Raw genomic sequence first — 11,377 nt, forward strand, 5'->3', positions numbered from 1 at the left:
GCAAGCGTCAAGCTAACCCGCTGATACCACTCAACTTAATTTCGGATCGGGCTCTCAGGCTCCGGGTTTCACGACGTCGGCCCAGTCGCCATAACGTGAGGGTGGCGGCATCCGCTTCAGCGTCAGCCCGCGCGGCCGATAGGCGGCCCACGCCTTGCGTCGTGCGCGTCGGCCCTCGAAGTCATTGTCCTCGGCGAAGATCAGCGTGGTGACGCTATCGGGGATGTGGACACGGTCGAGCCGCGCCGCGCCGAGCGTCGCCCAGCACGGGATGCCGTGGATCTGGGTGAAGGCGGCCGAGGTCTCGAACCCCTCACCAAGCGCCAATGTGTCGGTGACGCGCATGCCCTGCCAGGTCGCACCTCCCGGCGTGCCGAGCGTCGCCTTGTCGAGATAGCCGCCATGCGCGAGGTCGAGGAAGATGCGCTGAATCGAGCGCAGCGTGCGCCCCTCCCGCGCCGCGATCAGCAGCGCCGGGAGGAACCGGGTATGCGGTTTCGGTCCCCACGGACAGCGCGGGTGGTAGCTCAGGTCGTCGAAGGCGCCGGTGATGCCGCGAAAGCGGAGATAGGCTTCCGCGGGCGTTCCGGCGATCGGCAACCCCTCGTTCCACAGCCGTTCGATGTTGGCGGGTCTGCCGGTGCGCTGTTCAGCGGGTGGGTCGTAGGTGCGTCCGGGTCTGATGCGCGCGATCTCGCGGAGCACGTCCTCGGCGGTGCAGCCGGCGAAGCAGTGAACGAGGATGCCGTCATGGCCCTGCCGGATCGAGAGGCTGGGATCGCTGTCGGCGTGGGCCGGGCAACGGCACATGGCGTTGTAGCCGTGCCAGGTGCCGCCGAGGGCGCCGACGATGTCCACGATGGTCTGGGTGGGTTTCAGCGCAACGAGGGGCATGACCGATCCTTTCTCGCTGCCTCTGACCCCCTTCTCTCCCTTCCTAGGTGACTCAGTAGCTGCTGGCTAGCAGCTAGCGGAAGATCCCCGTGTTAGCAGTTAGACCTCCGCTATCTAGCGTTGAGATGGCTGGTATCTAGCGGCTAGCTACCTTTGAGCTAGCAGTTTCTCATAAGCGTCGAGTGCCTTCTCGAGCACTTCTGTAAGAAGCAGACCCTCACGTTGAGCTATTTCGCGGATTCGATTGTCCCATTCGGGTGTGACCCTAGTCGCAAATTGTTGAGTGCGGTTAGTCTTGCGCGAACTGCGGGCATCAATGCGGGTTGCGGTTATCAGCGGTGCAGCCGGAGGGGCGGGGGCTACTTCGGGTGCATCCAAATTCTGGCTCGCCTCACTGATTGGTGGGGGTGAACCCAAACGAGTAGCCTTCTTTAGCTTCGAGATATCGGCCATCATTCACCCCGCTACTTTGTCGATTAGGGATTGGATCAGAGTATCAGCACGCTGGTTAAGGCCGGAGAATTTGGTTTCGGTAATTGACAGGCCTTGGTTCTGCGCTTGCCGGTATGCTGGTCGTTCCACGATCGAACCGTCGAGGACATTATACCCCGCTTCGGTCAAATACGCCCGCGCGTCATTTTCTTCAGCCGAAGTTCCAATGCGGTTGAGCGCAAAAACGAGCCGTCCAGTCGGGATACCCTCCTTAACAAGGGCATGGTATTCGCGGACGGCAGGCCTGAGATCGTCCAAGGATGCGCCGGTGGGTTGAACCACGAGTGACGATGACCGTGCAATTTCAAGTGTAGCTTTGCTGGTCCGAGCGGGGCCGTCGATGATAAGCAGATCGAAGCCGTCTGCAGCGGCCAGGGCCTGAGACGCGGTTTTGAATGCCTCAACCGACACAATCGGCTCGATGGAGATGCCAAGGCGTGCTCGGTGCCAATCGACCGAAGTGCCCTGTTGAGTATCGAGATCGGCGATTTTAACCCGCAGTTCGCCTGCCGCCGCCTCGCGAGCAAGGGCTCTTGCCAAGGTGCTTTTTCCTACACCGCCTTTTTGTGAGACGAATGCTACGACAGCAGCCATGACCGATCCTGTAATAGTTCGAACGACTGGATAGCTAGCCGCTCTCTAGCAGTTTGGCAACCGCTACCTATGTGATAGCTAGCTGATACCCAACCAGCAGATATCTGTGAGCTAGCTGCTACCCACGGGGGTTTGCCTGACCTAGTCTGGATCAAGCACTGGGAGATAGTGGAATTTTTTTCCACGTTGTGCGGTTGATCGAAACATGATGTTCAATGATCGATGAACACGCGATCGAACTCGAGCTTATGCGTAGTGGGTAGTGTTATGGCACTGCTATGGGCGCAAACATCGGCAGCTAAGCAGGCCGAGGTAATGACATTTGATGGGCAGGCAGTTGAAGCCGTCATCGATGTGGGCCCGAGAATGCGGGGTATGCCAACAGACGGAACGCCGCCAGTACCAAGCATGGAAGCCGTTTTAGGCAATGACTTCAGATCATTCGGCAGCCCCGTAATGGAACCCCAAGAGGAGGCAATAAGCACGTCGCATATATCGGTGCCCCTTTGGATGCAGACTGGCCAGGTTTCGGGGGGAGCTGGCCGGGCAGCGATGTCCGATATCGCAAGTTATCTCTACACCCCACAGGCTTGCTCAATCACACCCTACCGTCCACGCGGCGATTTTCCAGGCTGGCTCGAAGCTCGGCGGGCTCAATATTACCCCTTGATCCAGGCCGTGGCGTGCGAAGCTGGTGTGCCAGTCGGGCTTTTCGATGCACTGGTGGCCCAGGAAAGCCGCTATGACCCATTGATCGTATCACCGAAGGGCGCCGTTGGCCTTACCCAATTGATGCCCGGTACAGCGCGTGGACTTGGGGTTTTCAATTCGAGAGATCCGTTGTCGAACCTGAGGGGAGGGGCCAGATACCTCCGCGCGCATCTGGATGAGTTCAAGCGGGTCGATCTAGCCTTGGCCGCGTACAATGCAGGTCCAGGACGCGTTCGATCGATGCGCCGTATTCCGCCGTTTCGCGAGACGATGGACTATGTCGCAGCGATCACTCGAGGGTGGAGCACCGGATCGTTCAGGACAGCATCGATTCAGACCGCCGGTTTGGCAGTGGGTCGACAGGAATTCCGGGGCAGGGGGGTCCAGTTACTCGCTTACACATCTACAAGAGTATCGAACCCGAGGTAGTGCGCGTAATAGATCGCAATTCCGAGGATCGCCGGCGCGCCGAGCAGATAGTTGATCTGCCAACGTATCCACAACCGGGGTGCAACGAGTACCTTATCGAGGACGGTCGCAGTTGGGAGTTTCCTAGTTCCCAGACGATAATCGTAGGCGGTCTTTATCATCGCGAGGACAGCGCACAGCGCCACCATGACGCCGACCGCGGCATAGAGTGAAAGCCAGGCCTGAAGTGTCGCTTGGGGCATGCCGACCACCTAGCAGCAAGATGCTGACGGCCCATTAACCGCTGAATCGCGCATTAGTTACCAGGTGGGCTGCGTTTTCAATCGCAAGTTGGTGCTCAGCATGGCGCTACGGTCGCGATGACGCACCAAAAACGGCTGCACCGGGCACAAAGGCGGCAATTTCAGCGCAACGGTAAACGCTTGCTCCCCTCGGGAGCATCGCGACGCGAAGCGGCGCGTCCAACCTTGCCGCTTGGTCTTGCCGTTTGTGGACCCAGGGGTCGGTTCCGGCTAGGGGCGAAATGACACCCTAAGCGGATCGGCCCGATTGACGGGAAGCGGATGGTGAGGGCTCAGTTGATGAACTGACTCGCAAGCAGCCCACTCATGATCGCACCCGCCGCGTATATGACGATCATCATCCAAAAGCTCTTCGGCGTGCTGCGACGATATAGCGAGGGAACGGGCCACCGCGCTGGCACTCTTCCCGAGAATAAGCTGACGATCACCACGCCAGTGCAAATCAGGGCTGCTGCCAGTCCGAAGAAGCCTACAGTTTCCATGAGCTCTATTTATCCTAAATGGCAACGTCCGCCATTGGTGATCACCAACCCCACTATCGGATCAGATGTGGGAGCTACTCATTCGCTAGCTGGGTATCGGAGATCGTCTTCACCCGCGCCCGCCCGACGATCGCGGCGACGGTGTTCTTGCTGAGGCCAAGGTCGCGGGCGATCCAGCGGTAGCTGCGGCCCTCGGCGACGAGCGCCAACACCTTGGGGGCGAGCCGGTCGGACTTGGGGCGGTCGCCGGTCTGTCTTCCCAATTTGCGTCCCCGCGCCCGTGCCGCAGCGAGGCCGGAGCGCACCCGTTCGCTCAGCATGTCGCGCTCGAACTGCGCGATGCCGGCAAGCATCGTCGCCATCATCCGCCCGTGCGGGGTGTCGACCTCGAACGTCATGCCGCTCATCGCGACTACCGAAACGCGCCAGCCTGACAGCCGGTTGAGCGTATCGAGCAGGTCCTGGGTCGAGCGTCCCCAGCGGCTGAGTTCGGTGACGAGGATCGCATCGATGTGGCGCGCTTGCGCCAGCTTCATCACCTGGGTGCGCGCCGAGCGGTTGGCCTTCATGCCCGAGGCGGTTTCGCGGAAGATCTCGACCACCTCGTATCCGCCGCGTTCGGCGAAACCGGCCAGGTCGCGCAACTGCCGCTCGCACGACTGATCGGCGGTCGAGACGCGGGCGTAGATGGCGGCGCGTTGTCCCAATTGAACCTTCCCGAAAACCGGCCCCGAAAACCCTTGATCTGCGTAGGCTCAGTGTTGTCCAAAACAGACTTCTGTTCAATAGGGACAAGCCGTGCATGCCGAGACGCCATATCCTCAGCGCCCGACAGCGTTCGGCCCTACTCGACCTGCCGACTGACGAAGCGGCGCTGCTGCGGCATTATATTCTGGCAGCCGATGACCTGATCCATATCGACCGGCGGCGCCGACCGGAGAACCGCATCGGGTTCGCCCTGCAGTTGTGTGCGCTGCGATATCCAGGTCGGACGCTTGCTCCCGGCGAACTGATCCCCCACGCCGTGTCCGCCTTTCTAGGTGCCCAGCTTGGCATCGCTGGCGACACGCTCGCGTCCTATGCCGTTCGACGCCAAACCCGGCACCAGCACATGGAGGCGCTGCGCCGCATCTACGGATACAGGATGTTCCCCGGACAGGGACCGCATGCCAGGGCGTTCCGGGATTGGCTTCTCGCCGAAGCCGAGCAGGCACGCTCAAACGACGACCTTGCCCGGCGCTTCATTGCCCGCTGCCGTGAAACCATGACCATCCTGCCAGCGATCACGACAATCGAGCGGTTGTGCGCGGACGCGCTCGTCGCCGCCGAACGCCAGATCGAGAAGCGGATCGCAGCCCGTCTCGATCCCGTCGCCTGTGATGGGCTCGACCGACTGACTACCGAGATGCTGCCGGGGGCGATCAGCCGCTTCATCTGGCTGCGCCGGATTGAGCCGGGCAACAACTCCGCCGCGGCGAACCGGCTGCTCGACCGGCTCGAGTTCCTGCGCGCGATGAACCTCAATGATGGTTTACTTGCCGGTGTTCCACCGCATCGCGTCGCCCGGCTACGCCGGCAGGGCGAGCGCTACTTCGCCGATGGCCTGCGCGATCTCGGCGCCGATCGGCGCCGCGCTATCATGGCGGTTTGCGTCATTGAATGGGCCACTGCGACGGCGGATGCGGTGATCGAAACACATGACCGGATCGTTGGCCGCACCTGGCGCGACGCGAAGCAACTGCATGACGCGCGGGTCGTAGAAACCAGAGGCGCTACCACTGCGACTTTGAACGGCTTCACTGCACTCGGTCAATCATTGCTCGAAGCGCATGGCGACGGCGCGTCGCTGGAAGATGCGGTCGCGCGCGGGGCGGGATGGGAACGGCTCACCAGTCTCGTCGCTACGGCCAAGACGTTGACGGACACCTTGGGCGACGATCCGCTGGCCTATGTTGATCAGGGGTATCACCGCTTCCGTCGGTATGCCCCGCGCATGCTGCGATGCCTCGACCTCAAAGCTGCGGCGGTTGCACGGCCTTTGCTGGACGCGGCTACCGCCATCGCTACCAGGGGCGCAGTTCCGGCGGCCGACGATTTCTTGCGCCCGCATTCCAAATGGCGGCGACAGTTGCGGGCGAAGGGCGATGATGATGCCCGCCTCCGGGAAGTCGCGGTCATGTTCCACCTGCGCGACGCGCTGCGCTCGGGCGACATCTGGTTCGACCGCTCGCATCGGTATGGTGACCTGCGCCACGTCCTCGTGCCGATGGCGGTCGCGCATGCCGCGAAGCTAGCGGTCCCGTCCGACCCGCATGTCTGGCTGGCTGACCGCAAGGTGCGTCTCGCCGATGGCCTTGCCCGGCTCGGTCGCGCCGCGCGCAGCGGTACAATTCCGAAAGGCAGCATCGAAGACGGCACGCTGCGCATTGATCGCCTCACCGCCGACGCGCCGGATGGGATCGAGGATCTGATGCTCGATCTGTATCGCCGCCTGCCGCCCGTCCGCATCACCGATCTGCTGCTCGAAGTCGATACCGCGCTGGGTTTCACCGATGCCTTCACGCATCTGCGCACCGGCGTGCCGTGCGGCGACCGAATTGGTCTGCTCAACGTCCTGCTCGCCGAGGGCCTGAATTTGGGCCTGCGTAAGATGGCAGAGGCTTCCAACACCCACGACTATTGGCAACTCTCCCGTCTCGCGCGCTGGCACGTCGAAAGCGAGGCGATCGACCAGGCGCTGGCCAACGTGGTCGCGGCGCAAGGGGCGCTGCCGATGGCCCAGGTGTGGGGTATGGGTAGAGCCGCATCGGCCGATGGCCAGTTCTTCCCCGCAGCACGGCAGGGCGAGGCGATGAACACGATCAACGCCCGCTACGGCAACGATCCCGGAATCAAGGCCTATACTCACGTCAACGACCGCTTCGCGCCGTTTGCATCGCGGACTATTCCAGCCACAGTCAGCGAAGCACCTTACCTGCTCGACGGGCTGACGATGAATGAGGCAGGGCGACGGATCGAAGAGCAATACGCCGACACTGGCGGGTTCACCGATCATCTGTTCGGGATCAGCGCCATGCTCGGCTACCGCCTTGTGCTGCGCATCCGCGACCTCCCATCCAAACGACTGTACGTATTCGACCCTGCCACCACGCCGAGCGAGCTGCGCCCGCTGGTGGGCGGCAAGGTTCGTGAGGCGCTGATCGTTTCCAACTGGCCCGACCTGTTCCGCTGCGCCGCCACCATGAGCGCGGGGCAGGTCGCGCCGAGCAGCATCTTGCGCAAGCTCGCCGCCTATCCGCGCCAGAACGATCTTGCAGCCGCGCTGCGCGAGGTGGGCCGGATCGAGCGGACGCTATTCATCGTCGAATGGATTCTCGACGCCGGTATGCAGCGCCGTGCACAGGTGGGCCTCAACAAAGGTGAGGCACATCATGCGTTGAAAAATGCCCTGCGCATTGGCCGTCAGGGCGAAATCCGCGACCGCACGACGGAGGGTCAGCATTACCGGATCGCTGGCCTCAACCTACTGACCGCCATCATCGTCTACTGGAACACCCTGCATCTCGGCCATGCCGTCGAAGCTCGCCGCCGCGAAGGGCTCGATACCCCCGACCATCTTCTCGCCCATATCTCGCCGCTCGGGTGGGCCCACATCCTTCTCACTGGTGAGTACCTTTGGCCCAAGGACTCCGCCGCTTAGGGTGTCATTCCGCCCTCAGCCAGAACTGACCCCAGCATGCGAGCGCGCAGGATGTCGTCGAGATCGTGGACGACGCGGCTCTGGTCGCGAGGGTCACAAATGCAGGCGGCAAGCCGTTCCGCAATGCCAAGCTGTCGCTCGGCCTGCGCCAGCAGCAATACGCCACCATCGGATGTCAGCCGACCGCCGTCGAAGGCGGCGGTCATTTTCTTGCGGCAAATCGCTGGGAATGAGAAACCGAGGAGGCTATCATCTGCCATGGCGGTCGTGGCACTTTCTGTCCGGCGTAGAGGGATGATTTAAGCACCCTTTCTCTACTCCAGATCAGTAACTTACGCCACGTCCGCCAACCCCATCCCATGCCGCCGGTGAATAAGACGGGCTAACGTGACATTATAGATCGCAGGCGAACTATTTTCATGTTATCTATTGAGGGTATGACGGACGAGCGCACCCTGATTGAGCAGCAGTTATCGACCGGGCTTGTGCTGCTGGGAAGGCACTATTCGAGACAGCTCGACAAAGTCGTCAATCCCTACCACCTCTCAGCGGCGAGCGCCCTGCCATTGGCTATTCTCAGCCGCATGGGAGACGGAACGCGCCAGGGCATCCTCGCGAACGCGCTTGGCATCGAAGGCCCCGGACTCGTCAGGCAACTCGACCTGCTATGCGCCCGCGGACTGGTGGAGAGGAGCGAGGACGCGTCGGACCGCCGCGCCAAGACACTACACCTGACCGTCGAGGGCAGGAGAGTCGCATTGAAAGTCGAAGCCAGCTTCGCTCAACTCCGCAGCGAGCTTCTGACAGATATTTCCAACGAGGACATCGCCGCCTGCCTGCGCATTTTCACGCTGCTTGAGATGCGTATGAGCGAACGTTCCGATCCCGATCGGTCAGCGGCATGAGTCCCTGGCCGGGGTATCCCCAGGATGCGCGCCGCGCTTCAATTCGACGAGGTCGCGTCAGGCAATATTACGAAACTTCCAGCCATTATACATAGAAATACAGCCTGAAAGCTCGGCCGGAGCGGGCGGACAGTATCTGAAACACAGCTGGGCGGTCTGTTACTGACTGCGTCCCAACGAATGACTTTTTGGAGAAGGATTTTCATGACCTATTCCGCCCCCGTCGCTGAACAGCGTTTTCTGCTCCACCATGTCGCGGGTATTGCCGAAATCGGTGCCGATGCGCGCTTCGCGGCAGCCAGCGAGGACATGGTGGATGCGATCGTGGAGGGCGCCGCCGCGTTCGCCGAGGGGGAATATGCTCCCCTCCTGCGCCTGGGCGACACGGTCGGGGCACGATGGAACGATGGTGTCGTCACCATGCCGGAAGGTTTCCGGGCAGCCTATCACGCATTTGTGGCAAATGGCTGGGGCACGCTCGCTGGCCCCGAAGCGTTCGGCGGACAGGGGCTGCCTTTCTCGCTGGCGACGGTGGTCATGGAGGATCTGGGCACGGCCAATATGGGCTTCTCCCTCGTCAACATGCTCACTCCCGGCGCGATTGAATCGCTGGTCGTCCACGGCAACCCGGAACAGCAGGCCAAATGGCTGCCCAAGCTGATCACCGGCGAATGGCCAGGAACCATGAACCTGACCGAACCGCAGGCCGGTTCGGATGTAGGCGCGCTGCGCACCACCGCGGCGCCGGCGCCGGACGGTAGCTGGCGGGTCAAGGGGCAGAAGATCTTCATCACCTTCGGCGAGCATGACCTGGCGGACAATATCATCCATCTGGTGCTGGCCCGCACGCCGGGCGCGCCGGAGGGAACAAAGGGCCTCTCGCTGTTCCTGGTGCCCAAATACCGGCTGGACGAATCCGGCAATCCCGGCGTCCTGAACGACGTCCATTGCGTCTCGATCGAACATAAGCTGGGCATCCATGCCTCGCCCACCTGCGTGATGTCCTATGGCGACAATGACGATTGCATAGGCGAACTGGTTGGCCCCGAAGGGGCGGGAATCAGGGCGATGTTCACCATGATGAACAATGCGCGGATCAATGTCGGCAACCAGGGCGTCCAGGTGGCGGAGCGCGCGACGCAACTGGCGATCGCCTATGCCCGCGACCGGATACAGTCGCCCAGGAGCGACGGCAGTTCGGGCAAGACTTCGGTCGCGATCATCGAACATCCCGATGTGCGCCGCACGCTGCTGCGGATGAAGGCGCAGACCCAGGCCGCGCGCGCGCTGCTCTATTATGCGGCAGGCCAGGTCGACCGCGCCCATATAGGCGACGTGGCGGCCAAGGCGCGGGTCGACCTGGTGACGCCGCTCATCAAGGCGCATGGCACCGACATCGGCTGTGAGGTCGCATCGCTGGGCGTGCAGGTGCATGGAGGCATGGGCTTCATCGAGGAGACCGGCGCCGCCCAGCATTATCGCGATGCGCGTATCACCCCGATCTACGAAGGCACCAACGGCATCCAGGCCGCCGACCTTGTCGGGCGCAAGATGACGGGCGATGGCGGTGCGGCCCTCCGGGCGCTGCTGGCTGATATCCGGTCGGAGATCGGCGATGAGCCCACTCTCGTCTCTCTGGCCGACGCGGTCGAGCAGGTCGTGGCATGGATGCTGGACGAAGCTGGCGTGAACGACCGCCTTGCCGGCAGCTACCCCTTCCTGACCATGGTGGCGACGCTGACCTGCGGATGGCTCATGTCGCGTCAAGGGAAAGTCGCCGCGTCCATGATCGCGGAGGGTGAGGGGAACCCCGCCTTCCTCAAGGCGAAGGTCGCCACGGTCCGCTTCTACCTCGATCAGATTGTTCCCGAAGCGGGCGGGCTTCGGGCCGCCGCCATGGCAGGCGCCGCGCCGCTTTATGCGCTGGACGCCGAGGAGATGGGCGCATGATCGACGAAGCCCCGGCATCGCGCTATGCCCGCATATGCATGGCCGCGGATCAGGCGGCGGCGCTGATCCCGTCGGGCGCAAAGGTCGCGATGGGGCTGGGCATCGCCCAGCCCCCGGCGATCCTGGAAGCGCTGGCCAGGCGGGCGGGCGCTTCCCAGGTTTCCGATATCTCCCTTTATTACATGCTCGCAACCGCCATCGCGGGCGAGACGGTGCTGCGCTATGAACTGCGCGACCGCATCAAACCCGTCAGCCTGTTCCACGGTGGGGTGGAACGCGCCCTCGATGCGATCGCCATCCGCGAGAACGCCCCGCTGGTGGAGGTGATCCCGGTCGCTTTCAGCCAGGTGCCGCGCATGCTGACCGATCATATCGGCGTCGACACGCTCGTCACCACCGTGTCGCCGATGGATGAAGACGGGAATTTCAGTCTCGGCACTAACGCCGACTATGCGCTGGCCGTGTCCCGCACCGCCGGGCGCGTGATCCTGGAAGTCAATCCGCACATGCCCCGGATCGGCGGGAACTGCATGATCCATGTGTCGCAGGTGACGGCGCTGGTCGAACATGCCGCGCCGTTGATCGCGCTCCCGCGGGCGGAACCGAACGCGGTCGATCGCGCGATCGGCGCGATCATCGCGGGGCTGGTCGAGGATGGCGACTGTCTTCAGATGGGCATCGGCGCCTTGCCTGACGCGGTCTGCTCCGCATTGCACGACCATCGTCATCTGGGCATCCATACCGAACTGATGACTCCCGGCATGGCGGAACTCATGCGCCAGGGCGTGGTGGACAACAGCCGCAAGCAACTGCATCCTGGCCATTCCATTTTCACATTCGCGATGGGCGACAAACTGCTCTATGCCCACATTCCCCAAGTAAATCGCTGATTTTGCTGTCAGGATCTCAATATTTCCG

General features: G+C 62.4%; 10 protein-coding genes and 1 pseudogene. 5 read left to right on the plus strand and 6 right to left on the minus strand.

Translation table 11 applies throughout. The annotated features are described in order from the left end of the window. Positions 1–54 precede the first annotated feature (54 nt). The 3 genes from AX685_RS02630 to AX685_RS20820 form a co-directional block, all read right to left on the minus strand. On the minus strand, positions 55–894 hold the full coding sequence (locus tag AX685_RS02630) for a DUF7146 domain-containing protein (protein WP_010408880.1): 840 nt from the start codon (positions 892–894) through the stop codon (positions 55–57). Positions 895–1,041: 147 nt separating this feature from the next. Then, on the minus strand, positions 1,042–1,350 hold the full coding sequence (locus AX685_RS22255) for a hypothetical protein (protein ID WP_231472243.1): 309 nt from the start codon (positions 1,348–1,350) through the stop codon (positions 1,042–1,044). After that, positions 1,351–1,980, minus strand: coding sequence for a ParA family protein (locus AX685_RS20820; protein WP_029623217.1), 630 nt, complete (start codon positions 1,978–1,980; stop codon positions 1,351–1,353). Between the two features lie 552 nt (positions 1,981–2,532). On the opposite strand from AX685_RS20820, the gene AX685_RS22260 reads away from it, so the two are divergent. After that, entirely contained in the window at positions 2,533–3,120 is a 588-nt protein-coding gene (locus AX685_RS22260; protein WP_082740463.1) for a lytic transglycosylase domain-containing protein, read from the plus strand. Here the strand turns inward: AX685_RS22260 and AX685_RS02635 are convergent. After that, positions 3,087–3,362, minus strand: a complete 276-nt coding sequence (locus tag AX685_RS02635; RefSeq protein WP_010408871.1) for a hypothetical protein — start codon at positions 3,360–3,362, stop codon at positions 3,087–3,089. The two genes, AX685_RS22260 and AX685_RS02635, sit on opposite strands and share 34 nt — an antisense overlap. Before the next feature lie 616 nt (positions 3,363–3,978). After that, a complete protein-coding gene (locus AX685_RS02645; protein WP_066485153.1) occupies positions 3,979–4,611 on the minus strand; it encodes a recombinase family protein in 633 nt (210 codons plus the stop codon). 95 nt (positions 4,612–4,706) lie between these two features. Here AX685_RS02645 and AX685_RS02650 point away from each other — a divergent pair, with 95 nt between their 5' ends. Next, entirely contained in the window at positions 4,707–7,604 is a 2,898-nt protein-coding gene (locus tag AX685_RS02650) for a Tn3 family transposase (protein ID WP_053556454.1), read from the plus strand. A 35-nt stretch (positions 7,605–7,639) separates the two neighbouring features. Here the strand turns inward: AX685_RS02650 and AX685_RS02655 are convergent. After that, positions 7,640–7,864: pseudogene (locus AX685_RS02655) on the minus strand (transposase); the annotation flags it as partial. A gap of 177 nt (positions 7,865–8,041) precedes the next feature. Here AX685_RS02655 and AX685_RS02660 point away from each other — a divergent pair. From AX685_RS02660 to AX685_RS02670, 3 genes are all read left to right on the plus strand, one after another. Continuing rightward, the gene (locus AX685_RS02660; protein ID WP_066485157.1) at positions 8,042–8,509 is read left to right on the plus strand and encodes a MarR family winged helix-turn-helix transcriptional regulator; all 468 of its coding nucleotides are present in this window, start codon (positions 8,042–8,044) and stop codon (positions 8,507–8,509) included. A 204-nt stretch (positions 8,510–8,713) separates the two neighbouring features. Further along, complete coding sequence (locus AX685_RS02665) at positions 8,714–10,459, plus strand: acyl-CoA dehydrogenase (RefSeq protein ID WP_066485164.1); 1,746 nt, start codon at positions 8,714–8,716, stop codon at positions 10,457–10,459. After that, on the plus strand, positions 10,456–11,349 hold the full coding sequence (locus AX685_RS02670; RefSeq protein ID WP_066485165.1) for an acetyl-CoA hydrolase/transferase family protein: 894 nt from the start codon (positions 10,456–10,458) through the stop codon (positions 11,347–11,349). The genes AX685_RS02665 and AX685_RS02670 overlap by 4 nt, the downstream gene beginning before the upstream one ends. The last annotated feature ends 28 nt before the right edge of the window (positions 11,350–11,377 follow it).

Source organism: Sphingomonas sp. CCH9-F2, from assembly GCF_001556735.1.
Taxonomy (GTDB): domain Bacteria; phylum Pseudomonadota; class Alphaproteobacteria; order Sphingomonadales; family Sphingomonadaceae; genus Sphingomonas; species Sphingomonas ginsenosidimutans.

Coding starts and splice junctions, on each gene's coding strand:
- AX685_RS22255 (WP_231472243.1), bottom strand. CDS start 1,350: ATGATGGCCGATATCTCGAAGCTAAAGAAGGCTACTCGTTTGGGTTCA.
- AX685_RS02670 (WP_066485165.1), top strand. CDS start 10,456: ATGATCGACGAAGCCCCGGCATCGCGCTATGCCCGCATATGCATGGCC.
- AX685_RS22260 (WP_082740463.1), top strand. CDS start 2,533: ATGTCCGATATCGCAAGTTATCTCTACACCCCACAGGCTTGCTCAATC.
- AX685_RS02660 (WP_066485157.1), top strand. CDS start 8,042: ATGACGGACGAGCGCACCCTGATTGAGCAGCAGTTATCGACCGGGCTT.
- AX685_RS02630 (WP_010408880.1), bottom strand. CDS start 894: ATGCCCCTCGTTGCGCTGAAACCCACCCAGACCATCGTGGACATCGTC.
- AX685_RS02650 (WP_053556454.1), top strand. CDS start 4,707: ATGCCGAGACGCCATATCCTCAGCGCCCGACAGCGTTCGGCCCTACTC.
- AX685_RS02635 (WP_010408871.1), bottom strand. CDS start 3,362: ATGCCCCAAGCGACACTTCAGGCCTGGCTTTCACTCTATGCCGCGGTC.
- AX685_RS20820 (WP_029623217.1), bottom strand. CDS start 1,980: ATGGCTGCTGTCGTAGCATTCGTCTCACAAAAAGGCGGTGTAGGAAAA.
- AX685_RS02665 (WP_066485164.1), top strand. CDS start 8,714: ATGACCTATTCCGCCCCCGTCGCTGAACAGCGTTTTCTGCTCCACCAT.